The organism is Streptomyces sp. DH-12, from assembly GCF_002899455.1.
Classification (GTDB): Bacteria; Actinomycetota; Actinomycetes; order Streptomycetales; family Streptomycetaceae; genus Streptomyces.
On sequence record NZ_PPFB01000001.1, the window covers coordinates 4,600,070 to 4,620,000 of the forward strand.

Genomic DNA, 19,931 nt, shown 5'->3' on the forward strand with positions numbered 1-19,931 from the left:
TACGAGGGTAGGCCCCCGCTCACCGCACCTCGATGAACCGGGTGGCGTCGCGCTCGGGACGGGGACGCGGTTCCTCGGCCGGGTGGCCCACCGCGACCGCGCCCATCGGGTCCCAGTCGGCGGGCAGGCCGAGGACCTGGCGGACCACGTCACGGCAGAACATCGTCGACGACACCCACGCCGAGCCGAGCCGCTCGCCCGCGAGGGCCACCAGGAAGTTCTGCACGCCCGCGCCCGCGGCGACGACGAACATCTCCCGCTCCGCGCCGTCCCTGCGGGCGTCGCCGTAGTGGTGCGAGCCGTCCGTCACCAGGCAGGGCACGACCAGGTACGGCGCGTTGCGCAGGACGTCGCCGCGGCGGACGCGCTTGGCGATGGACTCCTCCGACTTGCCGTCCCGGCGCAGGTCCGCGATCCAGGCGTCGCGCATGGCGTCGAGCAGGCGGATGCGGCTCTCGGGGGACTCGAGGAGGACGAAGCGCCAGGGCGTCGTGTGGTGGGGTGCGGGGGCCGTGACGGCGGCGGCCACCGCGCGGCGCACCGCCCCGGGGTCGACCGGCTCGTCGGTGAAGGCCCGTACCGTACGGCGCCGGGTGACCGCCTCGCGCACCGCCTCGGACGTGCCGAGGCGGAACATGTCGTCGCGCGCGTCGCGGACCAGGGCGCGGGCGCCCTCGCCGTCGTCGGACGCCGTCGTGTGGCCCAGCCCGCGGACGACGGCCACCGGGAGGCCCGCGGCCTTGCCCTTGACCAGGTCGCCGGCGGAGGCCAGCTCGTCGGCGGTGGCGACGACCGTGGCGGCGAGCGGGTTGCCGTGCGCGTCGGTGCCGCCGCGCAGGTCGTCCAGCACGCGCACGCCCGCCGCGCCGATCGCCACGTCGGTCAGGCCCGTCCGCCAGGGGCGGCCGAAGGTGTCGGTGACGATCACGCCGACCTCGACGCCGAGCGCGTCGCGGATGCCGTCCCGGATCGTGCGCGCGGAGGCGTCCGGGTCCTCGGGCAGCAGGAGGACCGTGCCGGGGGCCGTGTTGGAGGCGTCGACCCCGGCGGCGGCCATGACCAGGCCCTGCCGGTTCTCGACGATGCGCAGGGGGCCGCGCCGGGCCACCACCCGTACGGTCTCCGCGTCGATCGCGGCCTCCCGGTCGGCGGCCTCGACGATCCGGCCCTCAGCCTTGGAGACGATCTTCGAGGTGACCAGCAGGACGTCGCCGTCGGCGAGGTCGGGTGCGGCGGCCGCGATCAGCTTGGCCAGGTCGTCGCCGGGGCGGACCTCGGGCAGGCCGGGGACGGCCCAGACCCGGTAGGACGGGTGCGCCTCGCTCATACCGTACGGACCTCCTCGGCCAGGGCCAGCGCCTCCCGGGCCATCCCGGCGGCCGCGTCCACGTCGGTCATCATCAGCGGCACGGCCCGGCAGCGGACGCCCGCCGCCTCGACCCGCTCCACGCAGGCCGCGTCCACGGTGTCGACCAGCCAGCCGTCGAGCAGCCCGGAGCCGTAGTGCTCGGCGACCGCGGCCGCCGTGGACTCCACGCCGACGGCGGCGAGCACCTTGTCGGCCATGCCGCGCACCGGGGCGTCCCCGACGATCGGTGACAGGCCGACCACCGGAACGCCCGCGTCGGCGATGGCCTCGCGGATGCCCGGCACCGCGAGGATGGTGCCGACGGACACCACGGGGTTGGACGGCGGGAACAGGATGACGTCGGCCTCGCCGATCGCCTCCAGGACGCCGGGGGCGGGCTTGGCCTGCTCCGCGCCGACCGGCACGACCGCCTGCGCGGGCACCGAGGCCCGCAGCCGCACCCAGTACTCCTGGAAGTGGATCGCCTTGCGCTCGCCGTCCAGTTCGACCGCCACGTGCGTCTCCACGCGGTCGTCGGTCATGGGGACGAGGCGCACGCCGGGCTTCCAGCGGTCGCACAGCGCCTCGGTGACCGCGCTGAGCGGGAAACCGGCGCCGAGCATCTGGGTGCGCACGATGTGCGTCGCGAAGTCGCGGTCGCCGAGCCCGAACCACTCCGGGCCGACGCCGTAGGCCGCGAGCTCCTCCTTGAGGTGGAAGGTCTCGTCGCTCCGCCCCCAGCCCCGCTCCTCGTCGATGCCGCCGCCGAGCGTGTACATCACCGTGTCGAGGTCCGGGCAGACCTTCAGCCCGAAGAGGTGGATGTCGTCCCCGGTGTTGCCGATGACCGTGATGTCCGCGTCCGGCACGGCCCGCTTCAGACCGCGCAGGAACCGGGCACCGCCGATGCCGCCTGCCAGAACCACAATGCGCATGGGGCCATCCTCGCAGGCCGCCACGACATCGCGTCAGCCAGTCACCGGAGCGGCGCCGGGCGCGCCTCGCAGTGCGGGGCGGCGGCCGGGCGGAGCCGGGACGCGGGGCGCATCGGCATCTCGGTCAGGCCCGGGTGGTAGACGTGCAGGCTGACCGCGGGTTCCAGGGTGTCGTTGACGACGTCGTGCGTGTAGCCGGGCGCGAAGACCCTTCCCCACTCCCGGCTCCTCCCCCGCTCGAGCGGGGGGACCCCCACGGCGCCGGCGGTCAGCACGCGCGTGCCGTGGCCGGTGTGCTCGGTCAGCGCGCCGTCCAGGACGGTGAACATGCCGGAGGAGCCGCCGTGGTCGTGCGGTCCGCTGCCCTGGCCGGGCACCCAGGACAGCAGCCACACCTCGTAGCCGGGTCCGGTGCGCAGCCGGTGGTACCAGCGGCTGGCGGCGTCGTAGCGCACGAGGGGTTCCCACTGGGCGCGGTCGGCGGCGATGGAGCGGGCCAGGCCGGCGAACTCGGCCACCGTGGAGGGGTGTTCACGCTCGGGCTGGAGCAGGTGCGGGACTTCGAGGAGGTCGCCGGCGATCTGGAGGTCGCTGTCGCTGTTCATGGGTACGGAGGTCCTCGGCGCGGAGAGGGAGGGACGGTGGGGGTGTCGCGCCGCGTGGGCCCGGGTCGCGGGCGGGCGGCGGGGGAAGCCCGGGTGGGGGCGGGTTCAGCGAGGGGAGGCCGGGTCCTGGAGGGACGCGGCGGAGGCTGGAGCGTGGTGGCTCAACAGCAGGTACGGCGACAGCTGCAGCGAGCGCGGGCAGCACCGGGGAACCCGGCGGAGCGGGTCGAGGTGAGTGCCGGATTCGCGAGCATGCCCACAAGAAGAGCGGTTCACACCTCTGAAGTCAACTCGACGCCCGGTATGTGGGATCCGGTTCACCTCATCCGGTGCATCTGGCAGGTGAAAGGTTTGCTCAGCCGGTTCCCGGGACACAAGGTGCGCACGACCGGGCGCCCCGTACGTCGTTGCGATCCCGTGATCCGACTGTGATCCGGTTCGCCGCGGCAGGGGTGTCGGAACGAGATCGATCCCGCGGGCGTCCTCCCTTGTGAGGCCCTGTGTGGGGCCGGACGCCCTCGTGGGTCCCGCACCTGTGTCAAGGTTTAGGGTGATTTGAACACTTTCCGCTCGGCCTTGGTTCCGCAGAGTGAATAAGGGGCCCAATAGCAGATCTCGGCTTGACTCGCCCGGAGCAGCACACTTGTAATTTCACTCGTGTCGTTCAGCCGGAATCGGTAACGGCTACATCACGGGGACGCGAAAGACGGACGAGGGGCGTACATGACCGAGCTGGTGCAGCAACTGCTGGTCGACGACGCGGACGAGGAACTCGGCTGGCAGGAGCGCGCGCTGTGCGCCCAGACCGACCCCGAGTCCTTCTTCCCCGAGAAGGGCGGCTCCACCCGGGAGGCCAAGAAGGTCTGCCTCGCCTGCGAGGTCCGCTCCGAGTGCCTCGAGTACGCCCTCGCCCACGACGAGCGCTTCGGCATCTGGGGCGGCCTGTCCGAGCGTGAGCGCCGCCGCCTCAAGAAGGCCGCCGTCTGACGCGCGTCGCCCCGGCGCCGCCCGCCGCACTCCCTGGCAACGCGCGCTTCTTCGTACAAACATCACTTAAGGCCCGTCGCCGGTGGTTGTCCACAGGCGGCGGGCTCCCTTGTCGTGCAGCCGATAGTGTGGTCGCTCGTCCGAGACGCCCCGCCGCCCCCATCGGGCACGGGCGTCCCCACAGTCCACCGAACCGGGGCCCGTACCTCGATGTCCGTGCACAGCCACTCGGCAGCCCGTCAGGATCCCGCTGCCGCACCTGAGTTCCCGCGTCACGTGGTGACCGCGGTCCTCGTCTCCCACGACGGCGCCCGCTGGCTGCCGGACGCGCTCGCCGGCCTGCTCGGCCAGGAGCGCCCCGTCCAGTTCGCCATGGCCGCCGACACCGGCAGCGCGGACGACTCCGCCCGGCTGGTCACCGAGGCCCTCGGCGACGACCGCGTCCTGCACCTCGCCCGGCGCACCGGCTTCGGCCAGGCGGTCGAGGAGTGCCACCGCGGCGCCCCGCACCTCACCCCGGACGACCTGCCCTACCTGAAGCGGCCGAGCGGCTGGGACCCGGTCACCCGAAGCTGGCGCGACGACGCCTACGACCTTCCCGAACTGCCGTACGGCGAGCCGGTCGAGTGGCTGTGGCTGCTGCACGACGACTGCGCCCCCGAGCCCGACGCGCTGGCCGAGCTGCTGCGCGTCGTGGAGAACGAGCACGAGCTCGGCCGTGAGGACGTCGCCGTCGTCGGCCCCAAGCTCCGCGGCTGGTACGACCGCAAGCAACTGCTGGAGGTCGGTGTCTCCATCGCCAACTCCGGCCGCCGCTGGACCGGCCTGGACCGCCGCGAGCAGGACCAGGGCCAGCACGACCACGTCCGGCCCGTGCTGAGCGTGTCCACCGCGGGCATGCTCGTCCGCCGCGACCTCTTCGAGCAGCTCGGCGGGTTCGACCGGCATCTGCCCCTCATGCGCGACGACGTCGACCTGTGCTGGCGGCTCAACGCGGCCGGCTACCGGGTCCTCGTCGCGCCCGAGGCGGTCGTCCGGCACGCCGAGGCGGCCTCCCGCGAGCGCCGCACCGTCGACTGCGTGGGCCGCACCGCCGCCTCCCCGCACAAGGTGGACAAGGCCGGCGCCGTCCACACCCTCCTCGTCAACACCCGCACCGCGGCCCTGCCCTGGGTGCTCCTGCGGGTCGTCCTCGGCACGCTGCTGCGCACCTTCGCCTACCTGGTCGGCAAGGCCCCCGGACAGGCCGTCGACGAGATCCGCGGTCTCATGGGCGTCCTGCTGCGCCCCGAGCGCATCCTCGCCGGACGCCGCGACCGCGGCAGTCCCCGGGTCGACAAGGGCGAGCTGCGGCCGCTGTTCCCGCCGCCCGGTGCGACCGTCCGCGTCACCGTGGAGCAGGTCGCGGGCAACCTCGTCGGCCGCTCCGACCCCGAGGCCGTCTCCGGCGCCGGACGGCACGGCAGCGCCCTGGAGTCCGGACCCACCGGCGACGACGCCGACTTCATCGAGGTCGAGCAGTTCGCCCGCCTCAAGCGCGTCGCCCGCCGTCCGGGACCGGTGCTCTTCCTGACGCTGCTGCTGGTCTCGCTGGTGGCGTGCCGTCAGCTCCTCGGCGGCGGCGCACTGGCCGGGGGCGCCCTGCTGCCCGCGCCCGCCGCCGCGGGCGACCTGTGGGCCCGCTACACCGACGCCTGGCACGCGGTCGGCGCCGGCGGCACCGGCACCGCACCGCCCTACCTGGCGATCGTCGCGGCGCTCGCGACCCTGCTGCTCGGCTCCACCGGCCTCGCCGTCACCGTCCTGCTGGTCTGCTCGGTGCCGCTGGCCGGCTTCACCGCGTACTTCGCCTCCCGCCCGCTGGTCGAGTCCCGGCTGCTGCGCGCGTGGGCGGCCGTCGCCTACGCCCTGCTGCCCGCCGTCACCGGCGCCCTGGCCTCGGGCCGTATCGGCACGGCCGTGCTCGCCGTGCTGCTGCCCCTCCTCGCCCGCGCCGGCATCGCCGCGAGCGGCCTCACCGCCCCGGACGGCCGCGGCAGCTGGCGCGCCACCTGGGCGTACGCGCTGCTGCTCACCGTCACCACCGCCTTCACCCCGATCGTGTGGCCGATGGCGCTGGTCCTCGGCGTCGGCGTGCTGGCCCTGCGCCGGTCCGACCTCACGGCGTACGGCCCGCGCTTCCTGGCGCAGCTCGGCAGCCCGCTGCTGGTGCTCGCCCCCTGGTCGCTGTCCCTGCTGCCGTCCGGCTTCTTCCAGGAGGCCGGGCTGCCGTACGGGCCGTCGGCCGCCTCCGCGCTCGACCTGCTCGGCGCGAGCCCCGGCGGTCCCGGCACGACCGGAGGACTGCTGCTGATCGGCCTGGTCCTCGCCGCGCTGGCCGCCCTGCTGCGCTCCGAGCGCCGCACGGCCATCCTCACCGCGTGGACGGCCGCCCTGGTGGGCCTGGTCCTCGCGGTCCTCTCCAACAGCTCCGCCTGGGCGGGACCCGCCACCCTCGTCTACGGCATCGCCCTCCTGGCCGCCGGCACGCTGGGCGCCGACGGGGCCCGCTCGCGGGTCGCCGAGCAGAGCTTCGGCTGGCGCCAGCCGGTCGCCGTGCTGATCGCCCTCGCCTGCGCCGTCGGCCCGCTGGTCCTCGCCGCCAACTGGATGATCCGCGGCGCCGGCGGACCCGTCGAGCGGCGCGACCCGGTGCAGGTGCCGGCGTTCGTCGCCGAGGAGAGCGCCACCCGCGACCAGGCCCGCACCCTGGTCCTCGACACCGACTCCGCCGACCGCGTCGACTACGTCCTGGTGCGCGGATCCGGGGCCCGCATGGGCGACGCGGAGATCGCCGCCCAGGACGGCGAGAACGAACTGCTCGACCAGGTCGTCGCCAACCTCGTCGCCGGCTCCGGCGCCGACCAGGCCGATCAGCTCGGCGGCTTCGCCGTCCGCTACGTCCTGGTGCACCAGGGCGCCCCGCGCGAGGTCACCCGGGTGCTGGACGCCACGCCCGGCCTGAGCCGGCTCAGCCAGCAGGCGGGCGGCGCGCTGTGGCGGGTGGACCGCCAGGTCGCCCGCGCGACCGTCGTGCCCGCCGAGGGCAAGGGCGGCGAGCCGGAGCCCGTGGCCGCGGGACCGGTCGAGATCCACACCGAGATCGAGGACGGCGCGGAGGGCCGCGTCCTGCGCCTGGCCGACTCCGCCGCGGAGGGCTGGAGAGCCACCCTCGACGGCAAGCCGCTCACCCCCACCACGGTCGACGGCTGGGCCCAGGGCTTCGAACTGCCCGCGTCCGGCGGCGCCCTGGACGTCACCTACGACGAGCCGTTCACCCACACCCTGTGGATGTGGGCGCAGGGTCTGCTCGCCGTGGTCCTGGTCGTCATGGCGCTGCCCGGCCGCCGCCGCGACGTCGACGACGACCTGCCGGAGGAGGCGCCCGTCCCGGCCGAGGCGGAGGCCGGCGAGGGCCGCCGCGCCCGCCGGCTGCGCGCCCAGGCCGAGGCGGAGGCCGCCGCGGCGGCCGCCCACGCCCCGGACGGCGGCGCCCCGGACGGCACGGACGCGGCCGGTGCCGACCCGGCCGGTGCGGACGCGGAGGCAGACGCGCCCGCCCCGCCGGAGCACCCCCCGGCGCCCGTCCCGCACCAGGCCGGCCACGGCGACTGGGACCAGGGGCAGTACCGGGACACCGGCTACGACGAGAACGCCTACGCGGCCGCCCCGTACCAGCAGTACCCGGCCGACGGCTACGGCGGCCGGCAGTACCCGGCGGGCGGCTACCCGCCGCAGGACGGCGCGTACGACCCGTACGGCTACGGCGCCCCGCAGCAGGGTTACGACCAGGCGTACCCCCAGGGCTACGACCAGACGACCTACACGCAGGGCTACGACACTCCGTACGACCCCCACGGCACGGGCAACGAGCGTCCCGACGGGAGCCAGCAGTGAACCGCACCACCCTGTCCCTGATCGCGGGCGCCACCGCGCTCGCCGCCGTCACCGGCTTCGCCGCGGTCTCGACGCCGGACACCGGGCCCGCCGAGCAGCGGACCGGGGCGGCAACCCTCCCCGTGGAGCGCACCGGGCTGCTGTGCCCGCAGCCCAGCGCCTCCGACCTGGCCGAGACGACGTACACCTCGTTCACCCCGGTCACGGAGGGCGCGGACGACAAGGGCACGGCCGTGCTCCGGGCGGCCGCGCGGCAGTCGGCCCCGGACGAGGACGACAACAGCGAGGACGAGAAGGCCGCCGAGGACGGCGAGTCCGGCGAGTCCGGCGAGTCCGGTGACAAGGAAGAGAAGGACGAGAAGGGCGAGAAGGGCGCGGAGAAGGACAGCGGGGCCGGCAAGCCCGTCCTCCAGCTCCGGGAGCCCGGCAAGCCGGTGGCCGCCGAGGCCGACGGGGCCGACGCCCCCGCCCTCGTCGGCATCGCCGAGGGCCGCTTCGCGTCCGGCTGGACCGCGCAGCAGACCACCGAGGTCACCGCGGGCACCGGCCGCGGGCTCCAGGGCGTCGCCTGCTCCACCGCCGACACGCAGTTCTGGTTCCCCGGCGCCAGCACCGACGACAGCCGCACCGACTACCTCCACCTGACCAACCCGGACGACGCCGCGGCCGTGGTGGACATCGAGCTCTACGGCAAGGACGGCGAGCTCGAGACCACCGTGGGGGAGGGCATCACGGTCAAGCCGCGCTCCGCCGAGCCGGTGCTGCTGTCCACGCTCACCGCCGAGAAGCAGACCGACGTCACCGTGCACGTGGTGGTGCGCAGCGGCAGGGTCGGCGCGGCCGTGCAGGCGCTGGACGACGAGCTGGGCGGCGACTGGCTGTCCGCGTCGGCCGACCCGTCGGGCAGCCTGGTCCTGCCCGGCATCCCGAAGGACGCCACCGCCGTGCGCCTGGTCGCGTTCACGCCCGGGGACGCCGACGTCGACCTGAAGGTGCAGCTGGCCTCCCCGTCCGGCCTGATCACCCCGGCCGGCAACGAGACGCTGCACGTCAAGGGCGGCATGACCGCGGCCTTCGACCTGGGCGACCTCACGCGCGGCGAGGCGGGCTCCCTGGTGCTGACCGCTCCGGACCGCTCCGTGCCGGTGGTGGCGGCCGTGCGGGTGCTGCGCGGCAAGGAGGGCAAGCAGGAGTCGGCGTTCATCCCGGCGGCCCGGCCGGTGGAGACGCGCGCGACGGTGCTGGACAACACCGCCGAGGGCACCACCCTCTCGGTGACCGCGCCCGAGGGCGACGCCGAGATCCGGGTGACGGCGTCGGCGGGCACCAAGGGCGGCACGCCCCGGACGAAGACGTACAGCATCAAGCGGGGGACGACGCAGGACGTCGATGCGCCCGTGCCGACGGGTCTGAAGGGCAGTTACGCGCTGACGGTCGAGCTGCGGACGGGCGGCCCCGTCCACGCCTCGCGCACCCTTGCCGCGACGGAGGGCGGCGTGCCGTTCTTCACGGTCCAGCCGCTCCCGGACGACCGGGGCATGGTGGCGGTGCCGGACGTCGGCGAGGACCTGTCGGTCCTGCAGCGGTAGCCGTACGGCCCCCGGTGCCTCAGTCCTCGCCGTACCGGGGGTCGACCGTCTCCGGCGTCAGCCCCAGCAGGTCGGCGACCTGTTCGACCACGACCTCGTGGACCAGCGCCGCGCGCTCGTCGCGGCCCTTGGAGCGGATCTCGACCGGCCGCCGGTAGATCACCACGCGCGCGGGGCGTCCGTCGCGCGCCGTCACCGTCCCGCCCAGCGGGACCGTCTCGTTCCAGCCGGATCCCGCCGCGCCGTCCAGCCGGGGGACGTCCTGCACCAGGAAATCGATGTCGGCGAGCTGCGGCCAGCGCCGCTCCAGCCGCTCCACCGAGTCCTGCACCAGATCCGCGAACGTCTCCGCGCGGCTGGCGGCCAGCGGCACCTGGGGTGGTGCGATCGGGCCGCGCATGCCCCGGCCGTGGCGGTCACGGTGGCGGGGCCCGGGGCCTGCGGAGCGAGGGGTCACGGGGCTGTCCATCACTGCGAAGGGTAGTCGTCGTGCCGTCGCGCCGCCGTCCGCCCACGCGGCTTCCGGCCGACCCGCACGTCATGTCACAACCTGACCATTCCAGCCAAGGTTGGACTCGATTCTGCATCTCTCCCGGACCGATATGCTCAAGGCATTTGACGGTGTTTATGCCGACTGGTGACCGGAACCAGAACCGGCCGAAAGCCGCCGGTCGGGCGTCCCGCCTGGTCACAGAGGTGTGTTTCCTGGGGTATGTGGGGCGTTTCACACACCGACACGGGGGAGTGACCTGGTGGAGAGTCGTCGCGGCCCGCTCAAGAGTGCGGTACCGTCCAACGTCGTGAGCCCTGTACGTCGCTGTTCGCGCACCGCCTGCGGCCGTCCCGCCGTCGCGACGCTCACGTACGTCTACGCCGACTCGACCGCGGTCCTCGGCCCGCTCGCCACCTACGCCGAACCCCACTGCTACGACCTGTGCGCCGAGCACTCCGAGCGCCTCACCGCGCCGCGCGGCTGGGAGGTCGTCCGCCTGCTCGACGGGTCCGCCCCGGCGCAGCCCAGCGGGGACGACCTGGAAGCGCTCGCCAACGCCGTGCGTGAGGCGGCCCGCCCCCAGGAGCGGGCGGCCGGAGCCGGCGGCGGCGCGCGCGGCGCCGACCCGATGGAGGTCGCCCGCCGCGGGCACCTGCGGGTTCTGCGCTCCCCGGACAACTGAGGCCGCTCACTCCGGCCGTCCCCTCACATCCCCTCACCGCGCGCCCCTCGACGCCCTCCAGGTCACCGCCGCCCAGCAGTCCGGCCCCTCGCCCGGCCCGCTCGCCGCCGCCGACGGCTCCGACGGCGCGCTCGGCAAGACGATCCCGCCGCGGAACCCCGCCATCGCCTGCGCGGCCGCCGGACTCGCGGGCCGCGAGGGCGACCTGCTGCGCAAGGCGCCGCCCCGGAGCCTCGGCCTGCTGCTCGTGATGCGCCTCCTCGTGGTGGGGCAGAGCACGGCGGTGCTCGGCCGGCCGCAGCCCTGACCGGGCAGGACCGGCCGCGCTCCGCCCGGCCGCCCCACCGGAGCGTCACCCCCTGCGGGTAGTTTGTGGTGACCGACAGGACTTCCGGAAGGGCTGGCCGTGGCTGCTGATCTCTCGCAGATCGTGAAGGCGTACGACGTGCGCGGGGTCGTCCCCGACCAGTGGGACGAGTCGCTCGCCGAGCTCTTCGGCGCCGCCTTCGTCCGGGTGACCGCCGCGACCGCCGTCGTCACCGGCCACGACATGCGCCCCTCGTCGCCCGGCCTCTCCGCCGCCTTCGCCCGCGGCGCGGCCGGCCAAGGGGCCGACGTCACCGAGATCGGCCTGTGCTCCACCGACCAGCTCTACTACGCCTCGGGCGCGCTGGACCTGCCGGGCGCGATGTTCACCGCCTCGCACAACCCGGCGCGGTACAACGGCATCAAGCTGTGCCGGGCGGGCGCCGCCCCCGTCGGCCAGGACACCGGCCTCGCCGACATCCGCGCCCTCGTCGAGGAGTGGAGCGCCACGGGCGCCCCGGAACCGGCCGCCGCCCCCGGCACCGTCACCCGCCGCGACACCCTCGACGACTACGCGGCCCACCTGCGCTCGCTCGTCGACCTCACCGGCATCCGCCCGCTGAAGGCCGTCGTCGACGCGGGCAACGGCATGGGCGGCCACACCGTCCCGACCGTCCTCGCCGGACTGCCGCTCACCCTCGTCCCCCTGTACTTCGAGCTCGACGGCACCTTCCCCAACCACGAGGCCAACCCGCTCGACCCGGCCAACCTCGTCGACCTGCGGAAGCGGGTCCGCGAGGAGGGCGCCGACCTCGGCCTCGCCTTCGACGGCGACGCCGACCGCTGCTTCGTCGTCGACGAGCGCGGCGAACCGGTCTCCCCCTCCGCCGTCACCGCCCTGGTCGCCTCCCGCGAACTCGCCCGCAACGGCGGCAAGGGCACCGTCATCCACAACCTGATCACCTCCCGCTCGGTGCCCGAGGTCGTCCGGGAGAACGGCGGCACCCCCGAGCGCACCCGCGTGGGCCACTCCTTCATCAAGGCGGAGATGGCCAGGACCGGCGCCATCTTCGGCGGCGAGCACTCCGCCCACTACTACTTCCGCGACTTCTGGAACGCCGACACCGGCATGCTGGCCGCCCTGCACGTCCTCGCCGCGCTCGGCGAACAGCAGGGCACGCTGTCCGCGCTGGTGGCCCAGTACGACCGCTACGCCGGCTCCGGCGAGATCAACTCCACCGTCGACGACCAGGCCGCCCGCCTCGCCGCGATCCGGGCCGCCTACGAGGGCCGCGACGGCGTCACCCTCGACGACCTGGACGGCCTCACCGTCTCCGGCGCCGACTGGTGGTTCAACGTCCGCCCCAGCAACACCGAACCGCTGCTGCGGCTGAACGCCGAGGCCCGCGACGAGGCCACGATGATCCGGATCCGCGACGAGGCCCTCGCCCTGATCAGGGCGTAGCCGAGCAAGCCGCGACGGCCGGGGCGGCGGGTCCGGGGCGGATCGCCCCGGACCCGCCGCGCGCCCCTCACCGGCGGTACCCTGACCAGCACATCCACCAGCGAAGGGACCCTCATGCCTCTCGAAGCCGGCCTCCTGGAGATCCTGGCCTGCCCGGCCTGCCACTCCCCCCTCGAGGAGCGGGACACCGAGCTGGTCTGCACCGGCCAGGACTGCGGGCTCGCCTACCCGGTCCGCGACGGCATCCCCGTCCTCCTCGTCGACGAGGCCCGCCGCCCGCGATAACCGCAGCCGCGCGCCCGGAGCCCCCGCGTACCGCCGACGCCCCGCCGATCGGAGCCTGCCCGCCCATGCTCGACGAATCGCTGCTCGACTCACCGGAGGGCCTCGCCGAGGCCGACCACCGCGCTCTGCTCCGCGGCGCCGCCGAGGCCGGAGCCCGCGTGCGCACCGCGGTACGGCACGCCGCCGAGGCGGGGGTGGGCGACCTGAAGCCCGACGGCCGCCCCCGTGCCGTGCTCATCGCCGGACCCGGCGCCGCCGCCACCCAGACCGCCGACCTGCTCGGCACCCTGGCCGGCGCCGGCAGCCCGGTCACCCGCCTCGCCCCCACCGGCGTCGCACCCGCCGCGGGAGCCCTGCGCTGGGAACTGCCCGGCTGGGCCGGCTCCGTGGACCTGCTGCTGATCGCCACCCCGGACGGCACCGAGCCGGGCCTGTCCCTGCTCTGCGAGCAGGCGTACCGCCGCGGCCTCACCGTCGTCGCCGTCGCCCCCGCCGGCACCCCGCTCGCCGAGTCCGTCGCCGGCAGCCACGGCCTGTTCGTCCCCATGGCCGTCGCGCCCTACGACCACGACGAACCCCTCGCCGCCTCCGCGCCCGGAGTGCTGTGGGCGCTGCTCACCCCGCTGCTCGCCCTGCTGGACCGCACCGGCCTGCTCACCGCGCCGCCGGACGCCCTGCAGAAGGTCGCCGACCGCCTCGACGCCGTCGCCGAACGCTGCGGACCCGCCGTCGCCACCTACAGCAATGCGGCCAAGACCCTCGCCGCCGAACTCGCCGACGCGCTGCCCGTCGTGTGGACCGAGGGCGTCTCGGCCGGACCGGCCGGCCGGCGGTTCGCCGCCGCGCTCGCCGAACTGTCCGGCACCCCCGCCGTCGTCGCCGAACTGCCCGAGGCCCTCGCCGCGCACAGCGCCCTGCTCGCCGGCCCGCTCGCCGCCGACGCCGACCCGGACGACTTCTTCCGCGACCGCGTGGAGGAGCCGCCCGCCCTGCACGCGCGCGTGGTGCTGCTCCGCGACCGGCCCCTCGGCGGCCTCACCGCCGCCCCCGCCGCCCGCGAACTGGCCCTCACCCACGACACGCCGATCAGCGAGCTGGAACCGGAGGAGGGCGGCGAACTGGAGACCCTCGCGGAACTGATCGCCGTCACCGATTTCGCCGCCGTTTACCTGGCGCTCGCCTCGGCACCCCGATGATGCCCGAGGCCCCCTGACCCCCGCGCGGGCGCCCGGCCCCCCGCGCGCCCGCACGAGAACCGGCAGAAGGAACGCGAAGAGCCCCATGGACCGCCTCGACAACACCGTCCGCCCCTACGCCTGGGGCTCCACCACCGCCATCCCGCGGCTGCTCGGCACCGAACCGACCGGCGAACCTCAGGCGGAGATGTGGATGGGAGCACACCCCGGCGCGCCCTCGCGCACCGGCCGGGGCACCCTCGCCGAGGTCATCGGCGCCGACCCGGAGCGCGAGCTCGGCGCCGCCGCGGTCGCCAGGTTCGGCCCCCGCCTGCCGTTCCTGCTCAAACTCCTCGCCGCGGGCTCGCCGCTGTCCCTCCAGGTCCACCCCGACCTGGCCCAGGCGCAGGCGGGCTACGAGGACGAGGAGCGCCGCGGCGTCCCCGTCACCGCCCCGCACCGCACCTACAAGGACGCCAACCACAAACCCGAACTGATCTGCGCCCTCACCGAGTTCGACGGCCTGTGCGGCTTCCGCCACCCGCGGCACGCCGCCGAACTCCTCGCCGGCCTCGGCGTGGACTCCCTCAAGCCGTACGCCGACCTGCTGCACGCCCGCCCCGAGGAGGCGGCGCTGCGCGAGGTGCTCACCGCCGTCCTCACCGCCGACCCCGACGAGATGGCCCGCACCGTCGCGGAGACGGCCGCCGCGTGCGACCGCCTCGGCGGCCCCTACGCGCCCTACGCCGGCATCGCCCACCACTACCCGGGCGACCCCGGCGTCATCGCCGCGATGCTCCTCAACCACGTCCGGCTCCAGCCCGGCGAGGCGCTGTACCTCGGCGCGGGCGTCCCGCACGCCTACCTCGACGGCCTCGGCGTCGAGATCATGGCCAACTCCGACAACGTCCTGCGCTGCGGCCTCACCCCCAAGCACGTCGACGTCCCCGAACTGCTGCGCATCGTCCGCTTCGAGGCCGCCGACCCCGCCGTGCTCCGCCCCGAGGCCGGCCCGGACGGCGAGGAGGTCTACGAGACCCCCACCGACGAGTTCCGGCTCTCCCGCTACGTCCTCGCCGAGGGCGCCCCCGCCCGTGACCTCACCCGGGGCGCCCCGCAGATCCTGCTCTGCACCGCCGGCGCCGTCCGGGCCGGCGAGCACGACCTGACGCCCGGACACTCCGTCTTCGTCCCCGCGGGTGAGAAGGCCGAGGTCTCGGGTACCGGAACTGTCTTCCGGGCCACCGTCGTCCTCTGAGCGAGCCGTGACGAGGACCTGACGCGCCGTCGCAGGCCGGGGCTGCAACAATGGCCCACCGTCACAGCACGGACCACGTCCGGCGGCGTGCGCACACGCCCGCCCAGGATCCACACGGCGTACGAAGGGACAACGCGAAACACATGAGCGCTTCAGGGGGCACCAAGGCGATCGTGGCGGCACTCGCCGCCAACCTCGCGATCGCGGTAGCGAAGTTCGTGGCGTTCGTCTTCAGCGGCTCCTCGTCGATGCTCGCCGAGTCCGTGCACTCGCTCGCCGACTCCGGCAACCAGGGACTGCTGCTGGTCGGCGGCAAGAGGGCGCAGCGCCGCGCCACGCCGGAACACCCCTTCGGCTACGGCCGCGAGCGGTACATCTACGCCTTCCTCGTCTCCATCGTGCTCTTCTCGGTCGGCGGCATGTTCGCCCTCTACGAGGGCTACGAGAAGATCAAGCACCCGCACGAGCTGGAGCACTGGTACTGGCCGGTCGGCGTACTGGTCTTCGCGATCATCGCCGAGAGCTTCTCCTTCCGCACGGCCATCCAGGAGTCCAACGCCCTGCGCGGGAAACGCTCCTGGAAGGAGTTCATCCGTCACTCCAAGGCGCCCGAGCTGCCGGTCGTCCTGCTGGAGGACCTCGGCGCGCTCGTCGGCCTGATCCTGGCCCTCGGCGGCGTCAGCCTGGCGCTCGCCACCGGCGACAGCGTCTGGGACGGCATCGGCACCCTCTGCATCGGCGTCCTGCTCATTCTGATCGCCCTGGTGCTCGCCGTCGAGACCAAGTCGCTGCTGCTGGGCGAGGCCGCGGGCGCCGAGGAGACCCGCAAGATCGAGGCCGCCGTCGTCGACGGCGACACCGTCACCCGCATCATCCACATGCGCACCCTCCACCTCGGCCCGGAGGAGCTGCTGGTCGCCGCGAAGATCGCCGTCCGGCACGACGACACCGCCGCGGAGATCGCCGCCGCCATCGACGCCGCCGAGGTCCGCATCCGCGAGGCCGTCCCGATCGCCCGGGTGATCTACCTCGAGCCCGACATCTTCAGCGAGGCCGCGGCCGCCAAGGGGCCCGACATCGAAGCCACGCCCGGTGGCCCCGCCCAGCCGGACGCCGGGCACTGACCCCCGATCCCGCCGTCAGGCCGTTCCGGGACCGCACCGCGGCACCGGAACGGCTTGATGTGTTCGCGGCCGGACTGGGGACCGCCCGGCCGGTCGGTGTAGCTTGGGACGGAGCCAGACGTCGCTGCTGATGGCGGTCGGGCGGTCCCCCCGCGGACCGGCCGAGGGAGAGAGGGCCTCCGACGGACTGCGCTGCGCGTACGCGGGCATGCCTGTGCCCTCCTCGGGCACCCCTGTGTCCGCCGCCGCGCAGACCAGCCGTACCCACCTCGACCCAACCCCGAGGAGCAGCTCGCAATGACGACTGTCGACAACCGACAGGACTTCAAGGTCGCCGACCTCTCCCTGGCCGAGTTCGGCCGCAAGGAGATCACCCTCGCCGAGCACGAGATGCCCGGCCTGATGGCGATCCGCAAGGAATACGCCGACGCCCAGCCCCTGGCCGGCGCCCGGATCACCGGCTCCCTGCACATGACCGTGCAGACCGCCGTCCTCATCGAGACCCTCGTCGCGCTCGGCGCGCGGGTCCGCTGGGCGTCCTGCAACATCTTCTCCACCCAGGACCACGCCGCGGCCGCCATCGCCGTCGGCCCTGACGGCACGCCCGACAACCCGCGGGGCGTCCCCGTCTTCGCCTGGAAGGGCGAGACGCTGCAGGAATACTGGTGGTGCACGGAGCAGGCGCTGACCTGGCCGGACAGCCCCACCGGCGGCCCGAACATGATCCTCGACGACGGCGGCGACGCCACGCTCCTCGTCCACAAGGGCGTGGAGTACGAGAAGGACGGCAAGGCGCCCTCCCCGGACACCGCCGAGTCCGACGAGCACCGGGTCATCCTGGAACTGCTCAACCGCACCCTCGCCGAGAACCCGCAGAAGTGGACCCAGCTGTCCTCCGAGATCCGCGGTGTGACCGAGGAGACCACGACCGGCGTCCACCGCCTGTACGAGATGCAGCGTGACGGCACGCTGCTCTTCCCGGCGATCAACGTCAACGACGCCGTGACGAAGTCGAAGTTCGACAACAAGTACGGCTGCCGCCACTCCCTGGTCGACGGCATCAACCGCGCCACGGACGTCCTGATCGGCGGCAAGACCGCCGTCGTGTGCGGCTACGGCGACGTCGGCAAGGGCTGCGCGGAGTCCCTGCGCGGCCAGGGCGCCCGCGTGATCGTCACCGAGATCGACCCGATCTGCGCCCTCCAGGCGGCGATGGACGGCTACCAGGTGACCACGCTGGACGAGGTGGTGGAGACGGCCGACATCTTCATCACCACGACCGGCAACAAGGACATCATCATGGCCTCGGACATGGCCCGGATGAAGCACCAGGCCATCGTCGGCAACATCGGCCACTTCGACAACGAGATCGACATGGCCGGCCTCGCCAGGATCCCCGGCATCGTCAAGGACGAGATCAAGCCGCAGGTCCACACCTGGACCTTCCCCGACGGCAAGAAGATCATCGTGCTGTCGGAGGGCCGCCTGCTGAACCTGGGCAACGCCACCGGCCACCCGTCGTTCGTGATGTCCAACTCCTTCGCGGACCAGACCCTGGCCCAGATCGAGCTGTTCACCAAGCCCGACGAGTACCCCACCGGCGTCTACGTGCTGCCCAAGCACCTCGACGAGAAGGTCGCCCGCCTCCACCTCGACGCCCTCGGCGTCAAGCTCACCACGCTGCGCCCGGACCAGGCCGAGTACATCGGCGTGAAGGTCGAGGGCCCGTTCAAGCCCGACCACTACCGCTACTGAGCCGACCGCTCCTCACCGAGCACCGAGGCAGGCCCCCGCACCCCCGTGCCGGGGGCCTGCCCCGTTGGCGGACCGGCGACCGGCCCAGCCCCTCACGACCCAGGACCCCCATGCCCCGCGGCCGCTATGCGCTCCACGATCCGCACGATCGCACCCCCCTCGCCGAAGAACACTTCCACTGCGCCCCCGGACCCTCCGGCTGGCGTTACGTCTCCCAGCTGACCGCCCCCGCCGGCGATCACCTGGGTTCGGTCGACCTCACCCTCGACGCCCTCGGCCGCCCGCTCCGCCTCGAGCTGCACGCCGCGAGCTGGCAGGTCCGCGGCGCCGCCCTCGACGGCGTCACCTGGGTGCGCACCGACCCCACCGGGACCCACGCCACCGAAGGCAATGTGCGCGCCCACGCCTTCACCGGCTCGTCCCCCGCCTTCCTCGTCGCCACCGCCCGCCTCCTGCGCCTCACCCCCTCCGCCGCGGCCACCCGCGTACGCCTCGTCGCCTTCACCGACCCGGTCCTCGCCCCCCGCACCGTGGACCAGTCCTGGGCGTTGGTCGACAGAGAAACACACGCCACTGACAACGGCCCCCTGATCGTGGACGCGTACCAGGTCACGGCCTTGGACACGGGCGAACAACACACCGTGCACCTGGCCGGTGACGTCGTCCTGTCGGCGCCTGGGGTCGAGCTCGAGGACCTGGACTCACCGCCGTCGAACCTCGGCTGAGGCAGCGCCGACGACGGCGGTCACGCGGGCGGCACGAACCCCGTGGAGGGCCGCTCGGCCGACGCGCCCGCACCGCCCGCTCCGGTCGGCCGGGGAACCTCGGTGCTCGCGGGCGGCGCGACCGGCGGAACCGCCGGAGGCACGGCGGCGGGTGCCCCGACGGGCGGCGGCACCGGCCCGCCCGCACCGGTGGGAGCGGGAGCAGCCGGACCGCCCCCACTGCCGAACGTCCGCTGCGCCTCCCGGGCCTGCCGCTCCCGCAGCACCGCCGCCAGGTACATCGCGGGCGGCACCCCCGGAGGCACCGGCGCCCCGGTGCGCCCCGCCACGTCCGACGCCAGCCGCTCCGCCATCGACCAGCCGACCTGCGGATCGAGCTGCCGCATCCGCGTCAGGTACTGACGGACGGCGAGCCACAGCGCGTCGGGCACCGCCGACAGATCGAGCCCGGAGAAACGCCCCGCCAGCCAGGGGGGAGGCGGCGGCACGAGACCGCCCTGCCCGGCCGGCACCCGCTCCCGCACCACCAGCGTCCCCGCGAACACGTCCCCCAGCCGCCGGCCGCGCGCCGACACCAGCGAGGCGACGCAGGCCACCACCCCGAACGTCATCAGGATCTCGATCACCCCGAGCAGCCCCCGCACCAGCGCGTGCCGGAACCGGATCGGCCCCCCGTCGTCCCGCACCACCCGCAGCCCGCACGCCAGCTTCCCGAGCGACCGCCCGTGCGTCAGCGTCTCGACCAGGATCGGCCCGCCCGCCAGCACCAGGACGAACGTCGCGATCGACACCGCCGTCTGCGCCGCCTCGTCCAGCGAGGCCGTCGCCGCCACCAGCCCGAGGGTCACCAGGATGTACACGGTCACGGCCGCCACCAGATCCAGCAGCACCGCCAGACCCCTGCTGGGCAGCTTCGCGGGGCGCAGCTCCAACGCCACCGCCTCGCCCGTCACCAGCTCACTCACGCCCGCCGCCCTTCCCTGGTCTGCCCCGGACACCGCCAGTCTGCCAAGCTGAGGGCACATCGCACCGCGGTACGAGCAGCCGGACAGCGCACTCGCCCATCCACCGGTCCGCGCGACCGCCGACGACAGCCGAGGAGCAGGCACACCGATGGACCTCGACGTCTTCGTCTCCGCCCACCGCGCGGAGTGGGACCGCCTCGACGCCCTGCTCAGGCGACGCCGTCGGCTCACCGGAGCGGAGGCCGACGAACTCGTCGCCCTCTACCAGCGCGCCGCCACCCACCTCTCGGTGATCCAG

At 74.2% G+C, this 19,931-nt stretch carries 17 protein-coding genes and 1 pseudogene (1 of these 18 cut by a window edge); 13 read left to right on the forward strand and 5 right to left on the reverse strand.

Going from position 1 to position 19,931, the window contains the following annotated elements; genetic code table 11:
* Positions 1–19 precede the first annotated feature (19 nt).
* The 3 genes from C1708_RS19670 to C1708_RS19680 are packed head-to-tail and all read right to left on the reverse strand — an operon-like array spanning position 20 to position 2,888.
* Positions 20–1,327, reverse strand: coding sequence for a coenzyme F420-0:L-glutamate ligase (locus tag C1708_RS19670; protein WP_106413916.1), 1,308 nt, complete (start codon positions 1,325–1,327; stop codon positions 20–22).
* Positions 1,324–2,283, reverse strand: coding sequence for a 2-phospho-L-lactate transferase (cofD, locus tag C1708_RS19675; RefSeq protein ID WP_106413917.1), 960 nt, complete (start codon positions 2,281–2,283; stop codon positions 1,324–1,326). The genes C1708_RS19670 and cofD overlap by 4 nt, the downstream gene beginning before the upstream one ends.
* Positions 2,284–2,324: 41 nt before the next feature.
* On the reverse strand, positions 2,325–2,888 hold the full coding sequence (locus tag C1708_RS19680; RefSeq protein WP_106413918.1) for a cysteine dioxygenase: 564 nt from the start codon (positions 2,886–2,888) through the stop codon (positions 2,325–2,327).
* A 723-nt stretch (positions 2,889–3,611) separates the two neighbouring features.
* Here C1708_RS19680 and C1708_RS19690 point away from each other — a divergent pair.
* The 3 genes from C1708_RS19690 to C1708_RS19700 all read left to right on the forward strand — a co-directional run bounded on the left by C1708_RS19690 (position 3,612) and on the right by C1708_RS19700 (position 9,400).
* A complete protein-coding gene (locus tag C1708_RS19690; RefSeq protein ID WP_006134669.1) occupies positions 3,612–3,875 on the forward strand; it encodes a WhiB family transcriptional regulator in 264 nt (87 codons plus the stop codon).
* A 210-nt stretch (positions 3,876–4,085) separates the two neighbouring features.
* Positions 4,086–7,811, forward strand: coding sequence for a glycosyltransferase family 2 protein (locus C1708_RS19695; protein WP_106413920.1), 3,726 nt, complete (start codon positions 4,086–4,088; stop codon positions 7,809–7,811).
* Positions 7,808–9,400, forward strand: a complete 1,593-nt coding sequence (locus tag C1708_RS19700) for a DUF5719 family protein (RefSeq protein ID WP_106413921.1) — start codon at positions 7,808–7,810, stop codon at positions 9,398–9,400. Before C1708_RS19695 ends, C1708_RS19700 begins: the two co-directional genes overlap by 4 nt.
* Positions 9,401–9,419: 19 nt before the next feature.
* On the opposite strand, the gene C1708_RS19705 is transcribed toward C1708_RS19700, so the two are convergent.
* Entirely contained in the window at positions 9,420–9,800 is a 381-nt protein-coding gene (locus tag C1708_RS19705) for a metallopeptidase family protein (protein ID WP_106413922.1), read from the reverse strand.
* Between the two features lie 352 nt (positions 9,801–10,152).
* On the opposite strand from C1708_RS19705, the gene C1708_RS19710 reads away from it, so the two are divergent.
* From C1708_RS19710 to C1708_RS19750, 9 genes and pseudogenes are all read left to right on the forward strand, one after another.
* On the forward strand, positions 10,153–10,575 hold the full coding sequence (locus C1708_RS19710) for a DUF3499 domain-containing protein (RefSeq protein WP_006134663.1): 423 nt from the start codon (positions 10,153–10,155) through the stop codon (positions 10,573–10,575).
* Between the two features lie 46 nt (positions 10,576–10,621).
* A pseudogene (locus C1708_RS35140) lies at positions 10,622–10,882 on the forward strand (L-lactate permease); the annotation flags it as partial.
* 99 nt (positions 10,883–10,981) lie between these two features.
* Entirely contained in the window at positions 10,982–12,346 is a 1,365-nt protein-coding gene (locus C1708_RS19720; protein ID WP_106413924.1) for a phosphomannomutase/phosphoglucomutase, read from the forward strand.
* A 114-nt stretch (positions 12,347–12,460) separates the two neighbouring features.
* Positions 12,461–12,631 carry a Trm112 family protein gene (locus tag C1708_RS19725; protein ID WP_106413925.1) on the forward strand — a complete coding sequence of 57 codons (171 nt, stop codon included), beginning with the start codon at positions 12,461–12,463 and terminating at the stop codon, positions 12,629–12,631.
* A 65-nt stretch (positions 12,632–12,696) separates the two neighbouring features.
* Complete coding sequence (locus tag C1708_RS19730) at positions 12,697–13,827, forward strand: SIS domain-containing protein (RefSeq protein ID WP_106413926.1); 1,131 nt, start codon at positions 12,697–12,699, stop codon at positions 13,825–13,827.
* A gap of 85 nt (positions 13,828–13,912) precedes the next feature.
* On the forward strand, positions 13,913–15,064 hold the full coding sequence (gene manA / locus C1708_RS19735) for a mannose-6-phosphate isomerase, class I (protein ID WP_106413927.1): 1,152 nt from the start codon (positions 13,913–13,915) through the stop codon (positions 15,062–15,064).
* 143 nt (positions 15,065–15,207) lie between these two features.
* Positions 15,208–16,188, forward strand: coding sequence for a cation diffusion facilitator family transporter (locus tag C1708_RS19740; protein WP_106413928.1), 981 nt, complete (start codon positions 15,208–15,210; stop codon positions 16,186–16,188).
* 297 nt (positions 16,189–16,485) lie between these two features.
* A complete protein-coding gene (ahcY, locus tag C1708_RS19745) occupies positions 16,486–17,943 on the forward strand; it encodes an adenosylhomocysteinase (RefSeq protein WP_106413929.1) in 1,458 nt (485 codons plus the stop codon).
* Positions 17,944–18,053: 110 nt separating this feature from the next.
* Positions 18,054–18,668, forward strand: a complete 615-nt coding sequence (locus C1708_RS19750) for a hypothetical protein (RefSeq protein ID WP_106413930.1) — start codon at positions 18,054–18,056, stop codon at positions 18,666–18,668.
* 20 nt (positions 18,669–18,688) lie between these two features.
* Here the strand turns inward: C1708_RS19750 and C1708_RS19755 are convergent, their stop codons facing one another.
* Complete coding sequence (locus tag C1708_RS19755) at positions 18,689–19,633, reverse strand: RDD family protein (protein WP_106413931.1); 945 nt, start codon at positions 19,631–19,633, stop codon at positions 18,689–18,691.
* 148 nt (positions 19,634–19,781) lie between these two features.
* On the opposite strand from C1708_RS19755, the gene C1708_RS19760 reads away from it, so the two are divergent.
* Positions 19,782–19,931, forward strand: partial view of a stage II sporulation protein M gene (locus C1708_RS19760; RefSeq protein WP_106413932.1) — the start only. The gene runs 858 nt beyond the window's last position; only the first 150 of its 1,008 coding nucleotides appear in the window; its start codon is at positions 19,782–19,784; the stop codon falls past the right edge of the window.

What these genes read in the sequence shown, in the direction of transcription:
- C1708_RS19670 (WP_106413916.1), bottom strand. Translation starts at nt 1,327, where the DNA reads ATGAGCGAGGCGCACCCGTCCTACCGGGTCTGGGCCGTCCCCGGCCTG.
- cofD (WP_106413917.1), bottom strand. Translation starts at nt 2,283, where the DNA reads ATGCGCATTGTGGTTCTGGCAGGCGGCATCGGCGGTGCCCGGTTCCTG.
- C1708_RS19680 (WP_106413918.1), bottom strand. Translation starts at nt 2,888, where the DNA reads ATGAACAGCGACAGCGACCTCCAGATCGCCGGCGACCTCCTCGAAGTC.
- C1708_RS19690 (WP_006134669.1), top strand. Translation starts at nt 3,612, where the DNA reads ATGACCGAGCTGGTGCAGCAACTGCTGGTCGACGACGCGGACGAGGAA.
- C1708_RS19695 (WP_106413920.1), top strand. Translation starts at nt 4,086, where the DNA reads ATGTCCGTGCACAGCCACTCGGCAGCCCGTCAGGATCCCGCTGCCGCA.
- C1708_RS19705 (WP_106413922.1), bottom strand. Translation starts at nt 9,800, where the DNA reads ATGCGCGGCCCGATCGCACCACCCCAGGTGCCGCTGGCCGCCAGCCGC.
- C1708_RS19725 (WP_106413925.1), top strand. Translation starts at nt 12,461, where the DNA reads ATGCCTCTCGAAGCCGGCCTCCTGGAGATCCTGGCCTGCCCGGCCTGC.
- C1708_RS19730 (WP_106413926.1), top strand. Translation starts at nt 12,697, where the DNA reads ATGCTCGACGAATCGCTGCTCGACTCACCGGAGGGCCTCGCCGAGGCC.
- manA (WP_106413927.1), top strand. Translation starts at nt 13,913, where the DNA reads ATGGACCGCCTCGACAACACCGTCCGCCCCTACGCCTGGGGCTCCACC.
- C1708_RS19740 (WP_106413928.1), top strand. Translation starts at nt 15,208, where the DNA reads ATGAGCGCTTCAGGGGGCACCAAGGCGATCGTGGCGGCACTCGCCGCC.
- ahcY (WP_106413929.1), top strand. Translation starts at nt 16,486, where the DNA reads ATGACGACTGTCGACAACCGACAGGACTTCAAGGTCGCCGACCTCTCC.
- C1708_RS19750 (WP_106413930.1), top strand. Translation starts at nt 18,054, where the DNA reads ATGCCCCGCGGCCGCTATGCGCTCCACGATCCGCACGATCGCACCCCC.